We start from the raw sequence: 19,762 nt of genomic DNA on the forward strand, positions 1-19,762 counted from the left end.
GTAACTGCGCAGGTCAAGGGGTGTCGGCCGACGGCCGGAAGAAAACTTACCGACGAGTCAGGACCTGCCGGACAAGTCCCCAGAAAACAATGTCCCCTGCACGATGTCCCGATCGCGACGTCTCCGTCCCGACTACCCGGGCCCGCCGATCGGCTCCTGCCGGCCTGCTCACGCCGACCCCGTCACGCCGGCCCGGGCTTTGCGAAGATCAGTGCCATCCACTGGTCCGGCTTCTCCAGGGCCTCGAAGCCGACCTGCCGGTAGACCCCGTGCGCGTCGTGCGTGGCGAGCAGGATGCGGCGCAGCCCGTGCGCCCGCAGGTGATCGCGGACGGCGGCGACGAGAGCCGTCCCGAGACCCTTGCCGCGCGCCGCCGGGTCCACGTAGACGTCGCACAGCCACGCGAACTCCGCGAGGTCGGTCACGACCCGCGCGTAGGCGACCTGCTCCCCCGACGCGCTGTCGTAGACGCCGAAGTTCAGCGAACCGGCGATCGCCCGCTCCTGCCTCTCCCGCTCGCGTCCGAGCGCCCAGTACGCGTCCGTGGACAGCCAGTGGTGCACACGCGCGACATCGATGCGGGCGGAGTCGGCGGAGATCTCGTAGCCCTCGGCGAGGGGCGGAACGGCGTTCATGGCAGTCATGGCCGGATCCTCACAGGACGGCGTTCATCATGTCGAACGCTTTCCGGGGAACACCTCGTCGCACGCGGCCCGCAGCCGCCGCACCCCCTCCGCGATCTCCTCCGTCCCGGCGACGGCCGCGAAGCTCAACCGCACATGGGCGGCCGGGGGTTCGGCGCTGAAGTAGGGGCGGCCGGGGGTGAGGGCGACCCCCGCGCGCAGGGCGGCGGCCGTGAACGCGCCCTCTCCCCCGGCGCCCTCGGGCAGCCGCAGCCACAGGTGGTAGCCGCCGGACGGGATGTGCGGGAGGGCCAGTTCGGGCAACCGCAGCCGCAGCGCGGCGGTCATCGCGTCCCGCCTGACCCGCAACTCGGTGGCGATGGACCGCAGATGACGCGGCCAGGCGGGCGAGCCGACGAGTTCGAGGGCCGCTTCCTGGAGCGGTCGGGGCACGAAGAAGGTGTCGACGACCTGGATGGCGCGCAGCCGTTCCAGGACCGGGCCGCGGGCGGCCAGCGCACTGACCCGGAAGCTCGGCGAGGTCGCCTTGGTCAGCGAGCCGACGTGCACGACCACGCCGTCGGGGTCGTCGGCGGCGAGCGGACGCGGCAGCTGCCCGGCATCCTCGTGCGCGAGCCGCCGCACGAAGTCGTCCTCGACGACGAACGCGCCGGCTTCCCGGGCGATGCGCAGCACCTGCCCGCGCCGGTCGGGGGCGAGGACGGCTCCGGTCGGGTTCTGGAACAGCGGCTGGCAGACGAACACCCGGGCGCCGGTCGCCCGGAACGCGTCGGCGAGCAGCTCGGGCCTGACCCCGTCCGGGTCGACCGGGACCGGTACGGGGCGCAGTCCCGCCGCCCTGGCGATCGCGAGCATGCCCGGGTAGGTGGGCGACTCGACGAGCACCGGCGCCCCGGGCGGGGCGAGGGCGCGCAGGGCGGTGGTGAGTGACGTCTGGCCACCGGCGCTGACCAGCACCTCGGCCGCGGTGATGGAGCCACCGATGGTCCGCGCGAACCACGCGCGCAGTTCGGGCAGGCCCTCCATGGGCGGCCGACCCCATGCTCCCGGCCGCCGACCGGCCCGGGCCAGGGCCGCGGCCATCGCCCGCTCCGGCTGGAGCGAGGGATGCAGATAGCCGCCGTTGAACTCGATCACGCCGGGTGGCGGGGCGGCCAGCGACACGGTGACGCCGGAGGCGTCCACCGAGCGCGGGACGAGGTCGGCGGCGCCGTCCGCGCTCAGCGCGACCTCCTGCCAGGAGGTGTCGCCCGCGGGGGCGGCGGTCGTACGCGCCGGCCGGGCCCGGAAGGCGCCCGCGCCGGGCCGGGTGACCACCAGCCCCTCGGCGGCCAGCTGCGCCAGTGCCCGCGAGACGGTCACCGGGCTCACCCTGAACCGTTCGACCAGGGCCCGGCTCGACGGGAGCTTTCCACCGGGAGAGTAGCGGTCGAACTCCCGCCGCAGCTGATCCGCCAGCTCACCCACACTGCTACGCTCTTGCATGAGGACACAGAGTAGCGCTACTGACCGGCCCGCGATAGCGGTCAGCACCCCGGCCGACAGCTCCGCCGGCACCCCACAGGCGAGTGGCCTCGGTACCCTGCTGGCCGCCCTCGGTGTCGTCGCCTTCTCGCTGACGTTCCCCGCGACCGCCTGGGGTCTGGAGGGGTTCGGCCCCTGGTCGCTGGTCTCGGTGCGCAGCGTCCTGGCCGCGCTGATCGCGGGCGGGTGTCTGCTGGCCCTCCGCGTTCCGTTGCCCGCCCGCCGGCACTGGGCGGGACTCGCCGTCGTGGCCGCCGGGGTCGTCGTCGGCTTCCCGCTGCTCACCACGCTCGCGCTGCGGACGTCCACCACCGCGCACGCCGCCGTCGTGGTCGGCCTGCTTCCGCTGACGACCGCGTCGCTGTCCGCCCTGCGTATGGGGACCCGCCCCTCCCGCACCTTCTGGGCGGCCGCGCTGGCGGGTGCCGCCGCGGTGGTGGCGTTCACCGTGCAACAGAGCGGCGGGGCCCTGACCACCGCCGATCTGTATCTGTTCGGGGCGCTGCTGGTGTGCGCGGCCGGCTACACCGAGGGCGGCCGGCTGGCCCGGGTCATGCCGGGCTGGCAGGTGATCGGCTGGGCGCTGGTGTTCTGCCTGCCGCTCACGGTGCCCGGCGCCGCGCTCGCCCTGGCCCATGAACCCGCCCACCTGACCGCGCACAGCGTGGCCGGGCTGCTGTGGGTCGCGGCGGGCTCGCAGTTCCTCGGCCTGGTCGTCTGGTACCGGGGCATGGCGCTCATCGGCATTCCGAAGGCCAGCCAGTTGCAGTTGGCCCAGCCCCTGCTCACACTGGTGTGGTCGGTGCTGCTGCTGGGCGAGCACCTCACGCCCGCCGCTCCGCTGACGGCCGCCGCCGTGCTCGTCTGCATCGCCGTCACGCAGCGGGCGCGCGGCTAGTCACGGCAGACGCACCGCCGCACCCGGAGGAGGCCCCGCAGATGCGCGCAACCAAGGGCGACCAGTTCGTCCAGCACGGCAGGGTGGTCGGCCAGCACGACAAGGTCGGCGAAATCGTCGAAGTCATGGGCCAGGGAGGAAATCCCCCGTACCGCGTCCGCTTCACGGACGGGCATGTGGGCGTGTGCTCGCCCGGCCCCGACACCGAGATCCGTCACAGGACGGCCGAGGAACAGCGGTAGATCAGCGCGGGGGCTCCGCCGGCTGCCGGTAGTGGTCGGCGACCACCCGCGCCATCGCCCCGATCCGATCGGTCCGCACGTCCTTTGCGGCGAAGAAGACATGCCCGCGCACCTGTGGGTGAGCGGCGGCCAGCTCGAGGTGGGCCGACAGTTCGGCCGGGTTCTGCCAGGCCGCGGGCTGTGCCGGGTCGCCGGCCCGGTACAGCGCCTCGCCGAGATAGAGGCGGGTGCGGCTGCCCTTCGCCACCTCCGCCCACCAGGGCACGAGCTTGGCGTAGTCGGCGACCGAGAGCCCGATGTTCCAGTAGAGCTGCGGGACGATGTAGTCGATCCAGCCCTCCCGCACCCACTTCCGGGTGTCCGCGTGGATGTCGTCGTACGACTGGAGCGCCCGCGTGTCCGAGCCGCGCGAGTCGGTGGCGGCGTTGCGCCACACCCCGAAGGGGCTGATCCCGAACTGGGTGTCGGGTCGTACCGCCTTGATCCGGGCGGCCGTCTCCAGCACCAGTTTGTCGACGTTGTCGCGCCGCCAGGCCGCCCGGCTGGGGAAGGCGCCGCCGTAGGTGTCGTACGCGGCCTCGTCGTCGAAGCTCTGGCCGGCCACCGGGTACGGATAGAAGTAGTCGTCGAAGTGCACGGCGTCCAGGGGGTACTTCTTCACGGCGTCGAGGATCGCGTCCTGGACGAAGGCGCGGACCTCGGGCAGCCCCGGGTTGTAGTAGAGCTTCCCGCCGAAGGAGACCACCCACTGCGGGTGTCGGCGCGCGGGGTGGGAGGCGACGAGCTTCGAGGGGTCGTCATGGGTCGCGACCCGGTAGGGGTTGAACCAGGCGTGCAGCTGTAGTCCCCGCGCATGCGCCTCCGTGACGGCCGTACCCAGCGGGTCCCAGCCCGGTGACCTGCCCTGGGTGCCGGTGAGCACCTGCGACCACGGTTCGTACGGGGAGGGCCACAGCGCGTCCGCCGTGGGCCGCACCTGGAAGATCACCGTGTTGAGCCGCCGGCTCACCGCCAGATCGAGCATGGCGATCAGTTCGGCGCGCTGCGCGGCGGCGGTCAGGCCGGGACGGGACGGCCAGTCCCGGTTGGTGACGGTCGCCAGCCACATCCCCCGCATCTCGGTCGCCGCCCGCCGTTCCCTCGCGGGAGCGGCCGCCGCGCCCGTCGTGGTGAACGTCGACAGCGCTGCCAGCGCGAACGCCCGCCGGGTCAGTCGCCCCATCGCACACATCCCCACACACTCTGCGGATCCGCTCGGTCACGGATCGTTTCGCGCTCCAGCATGCCTCCACCCCGGCGATCGATCATCGATACTTGCTAGTAACGTGCACGATCGGAGCAGGGCGACCGGGACCCGGCAGACCTGCCCCGGCCATCTGAGTCATCGCGGCGAAAGGGACTGATGTGACGGGCACCCCAGCGGGAGATCTCTCACGGGTCGGAGTGGTGGGCTGCGGCCAGATGGGGGCGGGCATCGCAGAGGTCTGCGCCCGCGCCGGTCTCGACGTCAAGGTCGCCGAGACCACCGGCGAAGCCCTGGAGATCGGCCGTACACGGCTGTTGAACTCCCTGGCCAAGGCCGCCGAGCGCGGCAAGATCTCCGAGGAGGAGCGGGACGCCACACTCGCGCGCCTCAGCTTCACCACCGACCTCGGCGAGTTCGCCGACCGTGACCTGGTCATCGAGGCCGTGGTCGAGAACGAGCAGGTCAAGACCGAGATCTTCCAGGTCCTCGACCAGGTCATGACCCGTCCGGACGCGATCCTCGCCTCCAACACCTCCTCCATCCCGCTGGTGAAGCTGGCGGTCGCCACCTCGCGGCCCGACCATGTCGTCGGCATCCACTTCTTCAATCCGGCTCCGGTGCAGCAGCTCGTCGAGCTGATCCCGGCGCTGACCACCTCCGAGGGCACGCTCAGCCGGGCCCAGCTGTTCGCCGAGAAGGTGCTGGGCAAGCACGCGATCCGCGCCCAGGACCGGTCCGGCTTCGTCGTCAACGCGCTGCTGATCCCCTACCTGCTCTCCGCGATCCGGATGTTCGAGACGGGCATCGCCAGCCGCGAGGACATCGACAACGGCATGGAGATGGGCTGCGCCCACCCGATGGGTCCGCTGAAGCTGTCCGACCTGATCGGCCTGGACACCGTCGCCTCGGTGGCGCAGAGCATGTACGACGAGTACAAGGAGCCGCTGTACGCCGCTCCCCCGCTGCTCCAGCGCATGGTCGACGCGGGCCGGCTGGGCCGCAAGACGGGCTCGGGCTTCTACGCGTACTGATCACCCACCGTGTTCCCCACGGGCCCGGCGCTCCTCGGAGTGCCGGGCCCGCGGCATTCACACGCCGTGTGCGACACGGGTCCGCATATGCCCCGCGCACACTCTCCCCTCCGGCCCACCAGGCGAGTTCACTCATCATGTGCATGCAAGGGATGTGAGACGACTACGGAAAGGAGCGGACACGTGACCGCCGACCCCGAGCATCCCGTGGTTCATGGAGAACTCGCAGAGTTACGTCGCCGACTCGATGTGGCCTACGCCCGCGTCGAGGGCGGGCTGGCCCTGCTGTCCCACCGCACCGAGGAGACCGCCAAGGAACTGGACGAGCTGAACACCCGCATGATCTCGCTGGAACACGCGCGCTGGCCACTGCCCTCGCTCGCGGCGCTCACGGCTCTGGGAGCGCTGGTCGCGACGTTCTGGCAGGCGCTGGCCCACTGACGCTCGGCCGGTCCACGGCGCCGGTCCACGGCTAGCCCTCGGCGAGCCTGAGGTGGTGCAGCAGCATTAACGCGGCCACCATGTTGGCGGCCGGGACCTCCCCCCGGGCGACCAGGTCGGGAACGACCTTGAGGGGGACCCACTCCCTGCGGTCCGACTCGAAGTCGTCCACCGGGTGTCCCACGTACTCGCCGTGGTCCGACCAGTAGATGTGATGGACGGCGTCGGTGAGCCCGTTGGACGGCTCCACGCTCATCAGGTGGCGCAGCGGCCCCGGCCGCCAGCCGGTCTCCTCCTCGAGTTCCCTGGCGGCCGCGCCGGCGATGTCCTCGCCGTCCTCGACCACTCCCGCCGCGAGCTCCCATCCCCAGCTGTCGGTGATGAAGCGGTGGCGCCACAGCAGGAGAACCTCGTTGGCCCGGTTCACGACGGTCGCCACCGCGACCGGCCTCAGCCGTATGAGGAAGTGGTCGAGGTGCCGGCCGTCCGGCAGCTCCACATCCGCCAGGTTGACGCTGAACCAGCGGTTTTCATACACAGTTTGTTCGTTCTGTTTCGTCCACTGCACGGTTCTGCCACCTTCCGTCGAGTGAGTGGCAATATCGCAGCAGGAACTGTGCAGCGTCGGCGTAGCTGCCGGTGTCGGTGCCTGTGTGGGTGTCATGTGGGTGTCGGTGGTCGGATACCCCGTCTGTGCCCCGCCTAGAGCGGTACGCGCAGTGCCCCGTCGATGAGTTCGGCGGCCTCGGCCGTGCCCGCGCAGCCGCTGCGCACCAGATGTTCGCGCACCGCCCGGAGTCTGTCGCGCAGGCGCTGGGACTCCATTCCCCGGGCCTGTTCGGCCATCTGCACCGCGGTGACCACCGCCTTGTCGGTGTTGCCCTGGCGCAGTTCGATCGTGCTGAGCATGGCGAGCCGGTGCACCCGCCCCCGGTCGTGCGCCGGGGTGTCGACGGCGGCCGCGGCGTGCTCGGCGGCGGCGGCGAGGTCGCCGAGGCTGAGCAGCGCCTCCGCCACCTGGACGTTGACCAGGCCCGGTTGGACATAGCCGGTCTCGTCGGGCTCGTGTCCGCGCCGGATGTGATCGGCGGCGGTCTCCGCACGCCGGATGCACGACAGGGCGCTCGTGCCGTCGCCGAGGTGGGCGTACGCCTTGGCCTGCATCGCGTACAGGTCGGAGGCGAGAGCGGGCGTGATGTGCCGGCCCGCCGCCCGCAGCGCGGCCTCCGCGAAGGCGACTGCCTGCCGGTACTCCCGCATGAACAGCGACTGGTTGACGAGGAGGGCGATGACGTACGCCCCGAGTCCCCGGTCCCCACTGGCCTTTGCCAGTCGCAGCGCCTGGTGGAAGTAGCGCTGGGCCAGACCGTGCGCGTCCGAGTCGTACGCGCAGATCCCGGCGACCGCGACCAACCCGCCGGTGGCCCGGTGCAGTTGACGGCCCGTCTCGTCGGTGTAGCTGCCGCGCAGCAGGGGCGCCGCCTCCGCGTTGAGGAAGCCGACGATACGGCTGCGGGTCGCGATGCCGCCCGCCTTGCGGTACATCTGCTCGTAGTGCGCGCGGGCGGCCCGCAGCATCTCGATGTCGGCCGAGGTGACACGATGCCGGCCGCCCCGGGAGACGTCGACGTCCTCCGGCGGGTTCTCCCACTCCCACACCGGCATCACGGCCGGCGTGCCGGTCACGGCGGGCGCCCCCAGGAGGTGCGGGCGTTGCTGCTCGTCGGAGCGCCACAGGGCGGTGGCCCGCTCGACGAAGCCGGAGAGCGAGGTGCCGTGCGGGGCGGCCTGTTCGCCCGGCACGCCGAGGCCGATGTCGTCGAGGGTGACCGGCCGGTGCAGCCGCCCCGCGAGCACCTCGCAGATCAGGTCGGGCACCTGGCCCCGCGGCCGCTGGCCCTTCAGCCAGCGGGCCACCGCGGTGTGCTCGTACCGCAGGGCGAGTCCGCGGGCCCGTCCGGCCTGGTTGACGTGGGCGGCGAGGCCCGCGTGCGAGACGCCCGCCTCGTCCAGGATCGCGTCGAGCAGAGTGTTGGGCTGCATGGGTGCCCCCCGGTGCCTCGGTGCCGTCAGAGTAGTGGGTCCGTCCTCACACGGGGTGTGAACGGAGTACGCGCATTCGCAGGGTGCGCGCGCTGTCGCGGAGCGTTCGCGGTCGGTTGACTGGAATGCCTCGCAAGAGGTTCGCCGGGCCGTCGGCTCCCCCTCATAAAGCGACGGCCCGGCGATTCGCTCCGCGGGTCGGGCGGGGGACTATCGGCGCGTTGTCGGCTGCGGGTGTGTGGTGGCTGGTCGCGCAGTTCCCCGCGCCCCTGGGGTGGGTGCGGGAAGCCGCCCGTTCTGAAGCACCAGTAAGGCGATGTCGTCGGTCGGTACGGCCGTCGTGTGACGGAGAAGTGCCGTCAATACCGCCCGCAGGATCTGCTGGGCGGTGACCGGGTGGTCCCGTACGGCCTTCTCCAGTGTTTCCGGCAAGGAGAAGAACCTGCCCCGTGCGTCCCTCGCGTCCTCCGCGCCGTCCGTGAAGAGGACCAGGGACTCGCCTCGCCGGAGTTGCCCGCAGGGCGTGGCGGACAACTCCGCCGGCAGGGGGAACGGGCCCAGGGGCGGCAGGGGATCCGCCCGCGACAACGGCCGCACGCTCGTGCCGCTCAGCAGATACGGCCACGGATGCCCGCAGTTCAGGACGTGCAGCTCGCCGTCCTCCCGGATCTCGAGCACCAGCACGGTGACGAACTCCTCCGTCACCGTGGCGTCGGGGGTGTCACGGGCCCGTTCGCGCAGATGCCGCTCCAGGGCACGCTCCAGGCGGCGCAGGACGCGGCCGAGGTCCCGCTCGTCGTGGGCCGCCTCGCGGAAGCTGCCGAGGAGGGCGGCGACGGTACCGAGCGCGGGTAGCCCGTGCCCGCGGACGTCGCCCATCACTACCCGCACGCCGTGCTCGGTGGCGATCACCTCGTACAGGTCACCGCCCACGCTCGCGCCCCGGTCCGCGGAGAGCTGGGCGGCCGCCACGTTCAGCCCGTCGACGCGCGGCGGCGGCGGACGCAGCAGCACGCTCTGCGCGACCCCGGCGACCCGCCGAGCCTGCTTCAGCTCACGTACCAGGGCCTGGCGCATGTGGAGTATCAGCCCGGTGCCGACGGCGAAGAAGACGGCACTGGTGACGATCCTGGCCATGAGCCCGTCCTGTCGGGCCAGCGGACAGGACAGTTTGTAGGTGATCGCCAGAGCGCCCCAGGCCGTGGGCAGCCCCAGCGAGAGGGCCCGGCGTAACGGCCGCCTGATGCCGAACATGTCGTTGGTCCCCCGTCCAGGCCCCGACAACGCAGATCGGACCGGCCCCGAAAGGCCGGTCCGATTCTGTCGAGGTCATGGCCCGGAAGACCAGATCACCAGGAGATCTCACCCGAAGGAGTGAGGTAACCGAGGAAGCGCCCCCCAGGACGCGGGGAACTGCGCGACCAGCCACGACGGCGTCGCGGTCGGCCGGAACCGCAGCTCCCCCGACGCCTAACCGCGCAGCACCGCTCCCGTACGCTCGCCCGCCAGGGCAACCGCCGCATCCCGCGCGGCCGACGCCTCGTCGACGGTCAGCGTCCGGTCGTCCGCACGGAAGCGCAGCGCGTACGCGAGCGACTTCCGCCCGTCACCGAGCTGCTCCGCGTTCTCGTACACGTCGAACAGCCGGATCCCCTCCAGCAGTTCACCCGCGCCCTCACGCAGCGCGGCCTCGACCTCGGCGTGCGGGACGAACCTGTCGACGACGAGGGCGACGTCCTGCGTGGCCACCGGGAAGGCCGAGATGCTCGGCGCCTGGGGCGTGTCGTCGCCGACCTGCTCCAGCACGTCCAGGTCGAGCTCCATCGCGGAGGTGCGCGAGGGCAGCCCCAGTGCCTTCAGCACCCGCGGGTGCAGCTCACCGGCATGGCCCACGACGCGCTCGGCACCGTCGACGACGACCAGCAGCTCGGCGCACCGGCCCGGGTGCCACGGCCCGTACTGGCCGCTGCGGACGACCAGTTCGGCCCCGGCCTCGCGGGCGACGGCACGCGCCGCCTCGACGGCGTCGGCCCAGTCCGCCGGACGGCCCTTGCCCCACCAGCCGGCCTGCTCGCGGGCGCCCGCCAGGACGACGGCGACATGGCGTGGCTGCGCGGGCAGCACGGCGTCCAGCGACGCGATCTCCTCTTCGGTGGGGCGGCGGTCGACGGGCAGGTGCCCGGCGACGCGCTGCTCCTCCTGCGGGAGGAACACCAGCCCGGTCTCGAAGAGCGCCAGGTCGTGCGAGCCCCGGCCGTCGTTGCGGCGCAGGGCGGCCAGCAGGCCCGGCAGCAGCGACGTACGGAGCGCGGGCTCCTCGTCGTTGAGCGGGTTCGTCAGCCGGACGACACGGCGGGCCGGGTCGTCGGCGTCGAGGCCGAGCTGGTCGAAGACCTGCTCGCCGATGAACGGGTAGTTCGGCGCCTCGACATAGCCGGAGCCGGCCAGGGCGCGGCCGACGCGGCGGTGGAGACGCTGGCGGTGGGTGAGACCCCGGCCCGAGGGCGGCTTGGGCAGCGTGGAGGGCAGGTTCTCGTAGCCCTCCAGCCGGATGACCTCCTCCGCCAGGTCGTTGACCTCGGCGAGGTCGGGCCGCCAGGACGGGACGGTGACGATCAGCTCGTCCTGCCCGTACACGTCGCAGCCGATCTCCTGGAGGCGGCGGACGACGGTCTCCCGGCCGTACTCCACGCCCGCGACCTTGTCCGGGTGGTTCGCCGGAACGCTGATCGTGTGCGGGGCGGACGGGGCGATGATCTCCGTGACGCCCGCGTCGGCCGTACCGCCCGCGAGCAGGACCAGCAGGTCGACCGTGCGCTGCGCGGCGGCCGCCGCGGCCTGCGGGTCGACACCGCGCTCGAAGCGCCTGGACGCCTCGGAAGACAGCTTGTGCCGACGGGCCGTACGCGCGATCGACACCGCGTTGAAGTGGGCGGCCTCGATGACCACGTCGGTCGTCGAGGCGCCCCCGTTCTCGGCGGCCTCGTGATCGGCGATCTCGGTGTTGGCGCCGCCCATGACACCGGCGAGGCCGATGGGACCGCGGTCGTCGGTGATCACCAGGTCCTCGGCGTGCAGCTCGCGCGTCACCCCGTCGAGGGTGACGATCTGCTCGCCCTCCCCGGCCCGGCGCACGCCGATGGTGCCCTGGACCAGCGAACGGTCGTAGGCGTGCAGCGGCTGGCCGAGCTCCATCATCACGTAGTTGGTGATGTCGACGGCGAGCGAGATCGGGCGCATGCCGACCTTCTGGAGCCGGCGCGTCAGCCAGATCGGGGAGCGCACCTCGGGGCTCAGACCGGTGACGGTGCGGGCGGTGAAGCGGTCGCAGCCCATCGGCTCGGAGACCTGCACCGGGTAGCCGAAGGCGTTCGGCGCCGGTACGTCGATCAGCGCCGGGTCGCGCAGCGGCAGACCGTAGGCGATGGCGACCTCGCGGGCGACACCCCGGATGGACAGGCAGTCGCCGCGGTTGGCGGTGACGGCGATGTCCAGGACCTCGTCGACCAGCTCGAGCAGCTCGATGGCGTCCTTGCCGACCTCGGTCTCCGGCGGCAGCACGATGATGCCGTGGCTGCCGTCGTCGCCCATGCCCAGCTCGTCGCCGGAGCAGATCATGCCGTGGGAGGTCTTGCCGTACGTCTTGCGCGCGGCGATCGCGAAGTTGCCGGGGAGGACCGCGCCCGGGAGCACGACCACGACCTTGTCGCCGACGGCGAAGTTGCGTGCGCCGCAGACGATCTCCTGGGGCTCGCCGGTGCCGTTGGCGGTGCCGACGTCGACGGTGCAGAAGCGGATCGGCTTCTTGAAGCCCTCGAGCTCCTCGATGGTGAGCACCCGGCCCACGACGAGGGGACCCTTGAGGTCGGCTCCGAGGGGCTCGACGGTCTCTACCTCGAGGCCCGCCGACACGAGCTTGGCCTGCACGTCACGGCCGGTCTCGGTGGCCGGCAGGTCGACGTACTCCCGCAGCCAGGAAAGCGGGACCCGCATCAGATCTCCATCCCGAACGGCCGGGTGAACCGGACGTCACCCTCGACCATGTCTCGCATGTCTTCGACGTTGTGGCGGAACATCAGCATCCGCTCGATGCCGAACCCGAAGGCGAACCCGCTGTACTTCTCCGGGTCGACGCCGCAGGCGGCCAGCACCTTGGGGTTGACCATCCCGCAGCCGCCTAGCTCGATCCAGCCCTCGCTGGAACAGGTGCGGCAGGGGCGGTCGGGGTTGCCGACGGACTCGCCGCGGCAGACGTAGCACACCATGTCCATCTCGGCGGACGGCTCGGTGAAGGGGAAGAAGTTCGGCCGCAGCCGGGTCTTCATGCCCTCGCCGAACAGCGACTGGACCATGTGGTCCAGGGTGCCCTTGAGGTCGGCCATGGTCAGGCCCTCGTCCACGGCCAGCAGCTCGACCTGGTGGAAGACCGGGGTGTGCGTCGCGTCCAGCTCGTCGGTGCGGTACACGCGGCCGGGGCAGATCACGTACACCGGCAGCTCACGGCCGAGCAGCGAGCGGATCTGGACCGGCGAGGTGTGGGTGCGCAGCACGACACCGGACTCGGTGCCGCCCTGCGGGCCCTGCACGAAGAACGTGTCGGCCTCGCCGCGGGCCGGGTGGTCCGGGCCGATGTTGAGCGCGTCGAAGTTGAACCACTCGGCCTCGACCTGCGGGCCCTCGGCGACCTCGTAGCCCATGGCCACGAAGACGTCCTCGATGCGCTCCGACAGTGTGGTGAGCGGGTGGCGGGCGCCGGCCGGCTCGCGGTCGTACGGCAGTGTGACGTCCACCGCCTCCTCGACCAGCACGCGCTGGTCGCGCTCGGCCTCCAGCTCCTCCTGGCGGGCGGCGAGGGCCTTGTTCACGGCGCCCCGGGCCTGGCCGACCAGCTTGCCGGCGGCCGCCTTGGCGTGCGGCGGCAGAGCGCCGATCTCGCGGTTGGCCAGGGCCAGCGGGGAGGTGCCGCCGGTGTGCGCGACCTTGGCCTCCTGGAGCGCGTCGAGGGAGTCCGCGGCGGCGAAGGCGGCGAGCGCCCCGTCCCGCATGCGCTCGATCTCTTCCGGTTTCAAGGCCTCGACCTCTACTGGGTCGTACGACTTATTCGGTGCCGACATCTCTTCCCGTGCTTCCGGTTGGCTGGCTGAAGGTCCCCGTCACCGACTCACGCAGAGGTCAGAGGGCCGTCCATGGGACACAAGGGTGCCAAAGGCCGAGTCTAACGGGGTGGAGGTATACGGATGCGCCCGCGGGCTGCCCGGCCGGTTCTCAGGTGAGATATGCCGGGATGCTCACGGGCAACGTAAATCGGAACTCGGCGCCGCCGCCGGGAGCGCGGCCGACCGTGATGATGCCGCCGTGGGCTTCCACGATGCCCTTGACGATGTACAGCCCGAGGCCCGTGCCGCCGCGCTTGCTGCCCCGCCAGAAGCGGGTGAAGACGCGGTTCATGGACTCCTCCGGGATGCCTGCGCCCTCGTCGCTCACGGTGACCGACGTGCCGGTGTCCTCTCCCTCACGGGGGGACGCGGCGGGCGTGACATCGATCGTGACGGTTCCCTCGCCGTGGCGCACCGCATTTTCGAGGAGGTTGCTGAGCACCTGGTCGACCTTGTCGGGGTCGGCCCACAGGGCGGGCAACGGCTGTTCGATGCGCAGCAGGAACCGGTCGGCGGGCTGCCCGGCGGCGACGTAGGCCTGGATGTGCCGGCCCACGGCCGCGCCCATGTCGACGGGCTGGCGGCGCACCTCCAGCCGTCCCGAGTCGATGCGCGAGATGTCGAGCAGCTCGGCGATGAGGCGGGTGACCCGGTCCGCGTCGGCGTCGACGGTCTCCAGCATCAGCCGTTTCTGGTCGTCGGTGAACCTCGACCACTTGGCGAGCAGGGTGGCGGTGAAGCCCTTGACCGAGGTGAGGGGCGAGCGCAGCTCGTGGGCGACGGTGGCGATCAGCTCGGCGTGGCTGCGTTCGGTGCGGCGGCGGGCCTCGGTGTCGCGGATCGAGACGACGACCCGGCGGACCGGTCCGGTGGGTTCGGCGCGGACGTACCGCACCGTGACGAGCACCTCGCGTCCGCCCGGCAGCAGCAGGTTGCGCTCGGGCTGTCCGACCCGGATGGCGAGGCCGCCGTAGGGGTCGGTCAGCTGCCACCAGCGGCGGCCTTCGAGGTCCTCCAACGGCAGAGCCTTCTCGAGCCGCTCTCCGAGGGCGTCCGCGGCGGAGACGGCGGTGATGCGCTGGGCGGCGGCGTTGAAACAGACGACGTGCCCGTGTTCGTCGGCGACCACGAGCCCGTCGGGCAGGTCGTCGGGGTCGATGCCGAGACCGGCGAGGTCACCGGCCGGCCGGGGTGCGGAGGCGTCGGGACCGGCCTGCGCATCCCGTGTACCGCTCATGCCGACGCTCATTCCCCGTACCCCACCTCTCAGACGGCTGAGGGGCCCCCGAGCTGGTCACCCTACTAGCTCTCGGTGACGGAGCGGCACCCTCCGGAGGCGCGCTGTGCACGGGCCGATGCATACAGACATACGGCGGCGGCGGTCGCGAGGTTCAGGCTCTCGGCCTTCCCGTGGATCGGGACCCGCACGACGGCGTCCGCGAGCTCCCGGGTCTCCTCGGGAAGCCCCCAGGCCTCGTTCCCGAACACCCACGCCGTGGGCCCGCCCATCGTCCGGTTGTCCAGCTCGTCGTCGAGGTCGTCGTCCCCGGCGCCGTCGGCGGCGAGGATCCGCACCCCGGCGTCCTTCAGCCCGGCCACGGCCTGTTCGACGGGGACCCCGACCGCCACGGGGAGGTGGAAGAGGGAGCCGACGGAGGCGCGGACGGCCTTGGGGTTGTAGAGGTCGACGGAGGCGTCGGTCAGCACGACGGCGTCGGCGCCCGCGGCGTCCGCGCACCGCAGGACGGTGCCGGCGTTGCCGGGGTCGCGCACATGTGCCAGTACGGCGACCAGCTTCGGCCGGGCGGCGAGGATCTCCTCGAAGGGCGTGTCCAGGAACCGGCAGATCCCGACCAGCCCCTGCGGGGTCACGGTGGTGGAGATGTCCTCGATGACCTGTTCATCGGCGAGGTGCACCCGGGCGCCGACGGCCCGGGCCTCGCCGATGATGTCGGCGTACCGCTCGGCCGCCTCGACGGTGGCGAACAGCTCCACGAGGGTCGCTTCGCCGCCGGCCCGGTGCGCGGCCGCCTCCCGCACGGCCTGCGGCCCCTCCGCGAGAAACAGCCGTTCCTTGCCCCGGAAGTTCCGCTTGGCGAGCCGCCGGGCGGCGGAGACCCGGGGGGAGCGGGGCGAGATCGGCTCGGGGCTGGCGGAGGGCATGGGGAGATCACCTTCGTTTGTGCTCGTGGGGGGACTGCAACCCCCCTAGGGGCCCGGGGAACTGCGCGACCGGCCAACCGACAGCCCGCACCCGAACGACCGCCGGAACGGGCAAGCAGCAAAGGACCCGCAGGCTGAAACCTGCGGGTCCTTCAGTCACGTCGGCCGAAGCCGGCGCAGCGTCACGCGGCCTTGGGCGCGTTCACGTCCGCCGGGAGGGCCTTCTGCGCGACCTCGACCAGCGCGGCGAACGCGGTGGCGTCGTTCACGGCCAGCTCGGCCAGGATCTTGCGGTCGACCTCGATGTTCGCGGCGTTCAGACCCTGGATGAAGCGGTTGTACGTGATGCCGTTGGCGCGGGCAGCGGCGTTGATGCGCTGGATCCACAGCCGCCGGAAGTCGCCCTTGCGCTTCTTGCGGTCGTTGTAGTTGTAGACCAGCGAGTGGGTGACCTGCTCCTTGGCCTTGCGGTACAGGCGCGAACGCTGACCGCGGTAGCCGGAGGCCGCCTCGAGGATCGCCCGGCGCTTCTTGTGGGCGTTGACTGCCCGCTTGACGCGTGCCACTTGTTTAACTCCTTGTAGCGGGGCCGTGGTTGGACTCACACGACCCGGAATCGATTGGGTCCCGGTCTGAGGTCAGGCGCGCGTCACGCGCCCGACGTCACTTGCCGAGAAGCTTCTTGATCTTCGCGGCGTCGCCCGGGGCCATCTCGGCGTTGCCGGTGAGGCGGCGCGTCACGCGGGACGACTTGTGCTCGAGCAGGTGGCGCTTGCCGGCACGCTCACGGAGCACCTTGCCGGAGCCGGTGATCTTGAAGCGCTTGCTGGCACCGCTGTGCGACTTGTTCTTCGGCATAGCGCCGTTCTCTCCTCGTCGGTGGCGTTCCGGTGCCCGGTCGTGAAACCGGGCACGGTGGAACGTCGCTTGTATCGGTTACGTCCTTGGGACTCGCGTCCCGCGGATCACGCCTCGGCGGAAGCCTCGGCAGGGGCCTCGACGTCAGCCTCGGCGCTCACGACGTCGGTGTCGACATCGCCCTCGGCGTTGACGGCGTCGGCGTCCGCGGCGTTCTGCGAGCGACCCGGGTTGGCCTTCGCTTCGGCCTTGCGGGCCTCCTGCGCCTGACGGGCCTCGGCCATCGCCTCGGTCTTCTTCTTGTGCGGACCGAGAACCATGATCATGTTTCGGCCGTCCTGCTTCGGGTTCGACTCGATGAACCCGAGGTCCTGGACGTCCTCCGCGAGACGCTGGAGCAGTCGGTAGCCCAGCTCGGGCCGGGACTGCTCACGACCGCGGAACATGATCGTGATCTTGACCTTGTCGCCCTGCTTGAGGAACCGAACGACGTGACCCTTCTTGGTGTCATAGTCGTGCGGGTCGATCTTCGGCCGGAGCTTCATCTCCTTGATGACCGTGTGCGCCTGGTTCTTGCGCGCCTCACGGGCCTTCATGGCCGACTCGTACTTGAACTTCCCGTAGTCCATGAGCTTGCAGACCGGCGGACGGGCGGTCGCCGCGACCTCGACCAGGTCCAGGTCGTACTCCTGGGCAAGCTCCAGTGCCTTGGCCAGGGGAACGATGCCCACCTGCTCGCCACTGGGACCGACAAGTCGCACCTCTGGAACGCGAATCCGGTCGTTGATGCGGGGCTCGGCGCTGATGGATCCTCCTAGATAGCACCACACGGCAGTCTGGCGAACGGCCGCGTAACGTCTTGGTTGTTAGTCCTGTAACCACGCCGAAGCACAAAAAATGCCCCGAACGATCACATGCGGGGCTCCAAGCACTACCGGAGCACCGCCGCGTGAACGCGGGGCGCACTACCGGGCGACTCCATCGTCCGTACGGAACGATGGTGGCCGCCTGACCGGGGTGACCCGCCGTCCGTGAGGACAGTCGGGTGGGAGTTCGGAGCCTCCACTTGTGGGCCGGGCCCGCCTGCTGAGGGGCACGCGTGTCCGACCGGTCGTTACACGAGATTAGCAGCCCGCGCCAGGAACGGCCAATCGAGCCTCGGTACGGAGACCTGGCCGGCCTGCGCCTATCGTGTGGGGCATGAGTGAGACCTCCCCCGCCGGCTCCGCCGAGACGCCCGGCACCCCCGACTTCGACGAGATGACCCGCGACATCGCCGAGGTCCCCGCCGTCGAGGTGATCGTGACGGTCGCCGTCAACCTGATGAGCGCCGCCGCCGTGAAGCTGGGGCTCACCGAGGAGGGCGACAAGTACAAGGACCTCGACGAGGCCCGCAAGCTGATCCACGCCCTCGCCGGCCTGCTGGACGGCAGCGCGACCGAGATCAGCTCCTTCCACGCGGCGCCGCTGCGCGACGGTCTGAAGTCGCTCCAGCTGGCGTTCCGCGAGGCGTCGCTCGTCCCGGACGAGCCGGGCCAGGGCCCGGGCGAGAAGTACACGGGCCCGATCTACGGCTGAGCCGACTTCTCCGCTGAGCCGGCGCAGCCGCCGCTTCAGCTCTTCACGTACAGGGGCTCGCCCGGAGGCGTCGTCCCGGCCGGCAGCAGTGCCAGGTCGAGGCCGCGCACCAGGCGGGCCCTCAGTGTCTCGTCGGCGGCGAGCCGCCCGGCCACCGCGCGGGCGGCCTCGGCGGGGACGGCGGCCGGGTCGAGGACGAGGGCGAGGGTGCCGTCCGCCTGCCCCGGCCCGAGGTGGGCGCTGAGGACCTCCGGTTCGGCGGCCACGGCGGCCCGTACCGCCGCCCGCACCGCCGGATCGGCGAGCGGGTCGATCGACGTACGGCCCTCGGCGAGCGCCAGCAGCGCCGGCCCGGTCAGTTCGAAGGCGACCGGTCCGGCCAGGTCGAGGACGACCGTGTCCGCCTTCTCATGGGCGGCGGCCTGGAGCGCCTGGTGCAGGGGTACGGCGACCGGGCGGGCTTCGGGGTCCCAGCGGGCGAGGGAGTCCGTGGACGTGAAGGCGGGCAGCGCGGTGCGGGCGCCCGCCTTCAGCGTGGGCACGGCCATGTCGCTGGTCTTCTCGCGGCGCAGTCCCTTCTCGTCCTCCTCCACCTCGCCGAGCACGGCCACCACGGGCACGAGGAGCCGGGCGCCCTTGAGGGCCGCCAGGACCGGGCCCACGGCGGTGCGGTCCTCGGCCCAGGCGGCGAGCGCCGCACTCAGCCGGGGGTCGGCGGAGCCGTCGTCGTCGGAGAAGCCGGAGTCGGGAATGTTCTTGTTCGCCACGGTCGTCGACCCTATCGGGGGGATGATGCTGCGCTTGTGCGGGGCCCGAAACACGGCGGTGACGCCTTTCACGGGATTCTCAGACATCCCTGACGTGCCTCTAACCTCCGTCTAACGGAGCGCACAGTCGCGGCCCCCAGCATCGACGGTCATGGAGTCCTCCAGAGCACGTCGTGGCCGCCGCGCTCATCCCTCCCGGCGCCGTCCGCTCCTCTACACCGCGCTCGCCGCGGTCGCCGTCCTCGGGGCGACCGCGGGCGGGACCGTCTATGTGAAGGCACAGGCGCACTCGGGTACGGGAGCCGTATCGTCGTCCTCCGCGACGCCGTCGGCGTCCGGGTCGGGGAGCGGGTCGGGGAGCGGAAAGGTGTCGGTGGAGACGGTGGCGGCGCCCGAGGTCGACCACGACGCGCTGCTGGCGTCCGCGATGAAGTCGGTGACCGTGCCGGGCGACGCGGCCGTGTCCGCGGCCGTGCTCGACCTGGACTCCGGTGACGACGCCACGTACGGCGAGAGCGCCTTCGACACGGCGAGCATCGTCAAGGTGGACATCCTGGCGACGCTGCTGCTCCAGGCACAGGACGCGGACCGGTATCTCACGGCGGCCGAGAAGACGTATGCCACCGCGATGATCGAGAACAGTGACAACGACTCGGCGTCGGCGCTGTGGCGGATCATCGGGAAGGCGGAGGGGCTCGACGCCGCGAACGAGCGGTTCGGGCTGACGGACACCGCGGGCGGCGACGACATGCTGTGGGGCCTGACGCAGACCACGGCCGCCGATCAGCTCATCCTGCTCCGGCAGGTCTTCGGGGACGACTCGGAGCTGAGCGAGGCGTCACGGACGTACCTCCAGGGCCTGATGGGGCAGATAGCCGTCGACCAGCGCTGGGGAGTCTCGGCAGCGGCCGACGGGTCCTCGTGGGCACTGAAGAACGGCTGGCTGGCGCGCAGCACGACCGGACTGTGGGACATCAACAGCATCGGCCGGGTGACCGTCGACGGCCACGACTGTCTGGTGGCCGTGCTGTCGAACGGCAACGCCACGCAGACGGCCGGGATCTCGCTGGTCGAACAGGTGGCGCGGGCGGCCGTGTCGACGTTGCGGGACGGTGGCGCTTCGGCGTCGGCCTCCGCGTCGGCCTCGCCGTCCGCCGCCGACTAGCCGCCG

General features: G+C 71.5%; 20 protein-coding genes. 6 read left to right on the plus strand and 14 right to left on the minus strand.

Translation table 11 applies throughout. The annotated features are described in order from the left end of the window. Positions 1–182: 182 nt before the first annotated feature. A complete protein-coding gene (locus G9272_RS09865; RefSeq protein ID WP_171401929.1) occupies positions 183–635 on the minus strand; it encodes a GNAT family N-acetyltransferase in 453 nt (150 codons plus the stop codon). 36 nt (positions 636–671) lie between these two features. Next, positions 672–2,201 carry a PLP-dependent aminotransferase family protein gene (locus G9272_RS09870; RefSeq protein WP_437184265.1) on the minus strand — a complete coding sequence of 510 codons (1,530 nt, stop codon included), beginning with the start codon at positions 2,199–2,201 and terminating at the stop codon, positions 672–674. Between G9272_RS09870 and G9272_RS09875 the strand changes: the two genes are divergently transcribed. Together G9272_RS09875 and G9272_RS09880 are read left to right on the plus strand one after the other, a co-directional pair. Beyond that, positions 2,128–3,066 (plus strand): DMT family transporter, encoded by a 939-nt coding sequence (locus G9272_RS09875; RefSeq protein WP_171396197.1) that lies wholly within the window; start codon positions 2,128–2,130, stop codon positions 3,064–3,066. The genes G9272_RS09870 and G9272_RS09875 overlap by 74 nt on opposite strands. Positions 3,067–3,107: 41 nt before the next feature. Next, positions 3,108–3,308, plus strand: coding sequence for a DUF1918 domain-containing protein (locus G9272_RS09880; RefSeq protein ID WP_020132326.1), 201 nt, complete (start codon positions 3,108–3,110; stop codon positions 3,306–3,308). A 1-nt stretch (position 3,309) separates the two neighbouring features. Here the strand turns inward: G9272_RS09880 and G9272_RS09885 are convergent, their stop codons facing one another. After that, positions 3,310–4,530, minus strand: a complete 1,221-nt coding sequence (locus G9272_RS09885) for a glycoside hydrolase family 10 protein (RefSeq protein WP_171396198.1) — start codon at positions 4,528–4,530, stop codon at positions 3,310–3,312. 182 nt (positions 4,531–4,712) lie between these two features. Between G9272_RS09885 and G9272_RS09890 the strand changes: the two genes are divergently transcribed. Then, positions 4,713–5,585 (plus strand): 3-hydroxybutyryl-CoA dehydrogenase, encoded by an 873-nt coding sequence (locus G9272_RS09890; RefSeq protein WP_171396199.1) that lies wholly within the window; start codon positions 4,713–4,715, stop codon positions 5,583–5,585. Positions 5,586–5,768: 183 nt separating this feature from the next. Continuing rightward, the gene (locus tag G9272_RS09895) at positions 5,769–6,026 is read left to right on the plus strand and encodes a hypothetical protein (RefSeq protein WP_171396200.1); all 258 of its coding nucleotides are present in this window, start codon (positions 5,769–5,771) and stop codon (positions 6,024–6,026) included. A 31-nt stretch (positions 6,027–6,057) separates the two neighbouring features. Here G9272_RS09895 and G9272_RS09900 read toward each other — a convergent pair whose 3' ends face one another. The 10 genes from G9272_RS09900 to infC form a co-directional block, all read right to left on the minus strand. Further along, positions 6,058–6,594, minus strand: a complete 537-nt coding sequence (locus G9272_RS09900) for an NUDIX hydrolase (RefSeq protein WP_171396201.1) — start codon at positions 6,592–6,594, stop codon at positions 6,058–6,060. Positions 6,595–6,728: 134 nt separating this feature from the next. Beyond that, positions 6,729–8,069, minus strand: coding sequence for a transcriptional regulator (locus G9272_RS09905; protein ID WP_171396202.1), 1,341 nt, complete (start codon positions 8,067–8,069; stop codon positions 6,729–6,731). A 210-nt stretch (positions 8,070–8,279) separates the two neighbouring features. Continuing rightward, the gene (locus tag G9272_RS09910; protein ID WP_171396203.1) at positions 8,280–9,323 is read right to left on the minus strand and encodes a PP2C family protein-serine/threonine phosphatase; all 1,044 of its coding nucleotides are present in this window, start codon (positions 9,321–9,323) and stop codon (positions 8,280–8,282) included. A gap of 216 nt (positions 9,324–9,539) precedes the next feature. Continuing rightward, positions 9,540–12,062: a phenylalanine--tRNA ligase subunit beta gene (gene pheT, locus G9272_RS09915; RefSeq protein ID WP_171396204.1), complete on the minus strand. Its 2,523-nt coding sequence runs from the start codon at positions 12,060–12,062 to the stop codon at positions 9,540–9,542. Next, a complete protein-coding gene (gene pheS / locus G9272_RS09920) occupies positions 12,062–13,183 on the minus strand; it encodes a phenylalanine--tRNA ligase subunit alpha (protein WP_028807257.1) in 1,122 nt (373 codons plus the stop codon). Before pheS ends, pheT begins: the two co-directional genes overlap by 1 nt. A 151-nt stretch (positions 13,184–13,334) precedes the next feature. Further along, on the minus strand, positions 13,335–14,474 hold the full coding sequence (locus tag G9272_RS09925) for a sensor histidine kinase (protein WP_171396205.1): 1,140 nt from the start codon (positions 14,472–14,474) through the stop codon (positions 13,335–13,337). Positions 14,475–14,527: 53 nt separating this feature from the next. Continuing rightward, positions 14,528–15,388 carry a TrmH family RNA methyltransferase gene (locus tag G9272_RS09930; protein WP_171396206.1) on the minus strand — a complete coding sequence of 287 codons (861 nt, stop codon included), beginning with the start codon at positions 15,386–15,388 and terminating at the stop codon, positions 14,528–14,530. Positions 15,389–15,570: 182 nt separating this feature from the next. Beyond that, positions 15,571–15,954 (minus strand): 50S ribosomal protein L20, encoded by a 384-nt coding sequence (gene rplT / locus G9272_RS09935; protein ID WP_020132316.1) that lies wholly within the window; start codon positions 15,952–15,954, stop codon positions 15,571–15,573. Between the two features lie 97 nt (positions 15,955–16,051). Continuing rightward, positions 16,052–16,246, minus strand: a complete 195-nt coding sequence (gene rpmI, locus G9272_RS09940) for a 50S ribosomal protein L35 (protein ID WP_003977225.1) — start codon at positions 16,244–16,246, stop codon at positions 16,052–16,054. Positions 16,247–16,353: 107 nt separating this feature from the next. Then, a complete protein-coding gene (gene infC / locus G9272_RS09945) occupies positions 16,354–17,076 on the minus strand; it encodes a translation initiation factor IF-3 (RefSeq protein WP_171396207.1) in 723 nt (240 codons plus the stop codon). A 370-nt stretch (positions 17,077–17,446) separates the two neighbouring features. On the opposite strand from infC, the gene G9272_RS09950 reads away from it, so the two are divergent. Next, on the plus strand, positions 17,447–17,824 hold the full coding sequence (locus tag G9272_RS09950; RefSeq protein WP_171396208.1) for a DUF1844 domain-containing protein: 378 nt from the start codon (positions 17,447–17,449) through the stop codon (positions 17,822–17,824). 35 nt (positions 17,825–17,859) lie between these two features. Here G9272_RS09950 and G9272_RS09955 read toward each other — a convergent pair whose 3' ends face one another. Next, positions 17,860–18,591: an SseB family protein gene (locus G9272_RS09955; RefSeq protein WP_171396209.1), complete on the minus strand. Its 732-nt coding sequence runs from the start codon at positions 18,589–18,591 to the stop codon at positions 17,860–17,862. A gap of 151 nt (positions 18,592–18,742) precedes the next feature. Here G9272_RS09955 and G9272_RS09960 point away from each other — a divergent pair, with 151 nt between their 5' ends. Further along, positions 18,743–19,756, plus strand: coding sequence for a serine hydrolase (locus tag G9272_RS09960; protein WP_171396210.1), 1,014 nt, complete (start codon positions 18,743–18,745; stop codon positions 19,754–19,756). Positions 19,757–19,762: the final 6 nt, after the last annotated feature.

The sequence above is a fragment of the Streptomyces asoensis genome, from assembly GCF_013085465.1.
Lineage (GTDB): Bacteria > Actinomycetota > Actinomycetes > Streptomycetales > Streptomycetaceae > Streptomyces > Streptomyces cacaoi_A.

Bases quoted from the DNA above. Each gene is read 5' to 3' on its own strand.
- pheS (WP_028807257.1), bottom strand. From the start codon at position 13,183: ATGTCGGCACCGAATAAGTCGTACGACCCAGTAGAGGTCGAGGCCTTG.
- pheT (WP_171396204.1), bottom strand. From the start codon at position 12,062: ATGCGGGTCCCGCTTTCCTGGCTGCGGGAGTACGTCGACCTGCCGGCC.
- G9272_RS09880 (WP_020132326.1), top strand. From the start codon at position 3,108: ATGCGCGCAACCAAGGGCGACCAGTTCGTCCAGCACGGCAGGGTGGTC.
- G9272_RS09885 (WP_171396198.1), bottom strand. From the start codon at position 4,530: ATGGGGCGACTGACCCGGCGGGCGTTCGCGCTGGCAGCGCTGTCGACG.
- G9272_RS09865 (WP_171401929.1), bottom strand. From the start codon at position 635: ATGAACGCCGTTCCGCCCCTCGCCGAGGGCTACGAGATCTCCGCCGAC.
- G9272_RS09910 (WP_171396203.1), bottom strand. From the start codon at position 9,323: ATGTTCGGCATCAGGCGGCCGTTACGCCGGGCCCTCTCGCTGGGGCTG.
- G9272_RS09875 (WP_171396197.1), top strand. From the start codon at position 2,128: ATGAGGACACAGAGTAGCGCTACTGACCGGCCCGCGATAGCGGTCAGC.
- G9272_RS09905 (WP_171396202.1), bottom strand. From the start codon at position 8,069: ATGCAGCCCAACACTCTGCTCGACGCGATCCTGGACGAGGCGGGCGTC.
- G9272_RS09925 (WP_171396205.1), bottom strand. From the start codon at position 14,474: ATGAGCGTCGGCATGAGCGGTACACGGGATGCGCAGGCCGGTCCCGAC.
- G9272_RS09930 (WP_171396206.1), bottom strand. From the start codon at position 15,388: ATGCCCTCCGCCAGCCCCGAGCCGATCTCGCCCCGCTCCCCCCGGGTC.
- G9272_RS09950 (WP_171396208.1), top strand. From the start codon at position 17,447: ATGAGTGAGACCTCCCCCGCCGGCTCCGCCGAGACGCCCGGCACCCCC.
- rpmI (WP_003977225.1), bottom strand. From the start codon at position 16,246: ATGCCGAAGAACAAGTCGCACAGCGGTGCCAGCAAGCGCTTCAAGATC.
- G9272_RS09960 (WP_171396210.1), top strand. From the start codon at position 18,743: ATGGAGTCCTCCAGAGCACGTCGTGGCCGCCGCGCTCATCCCTCCCGG.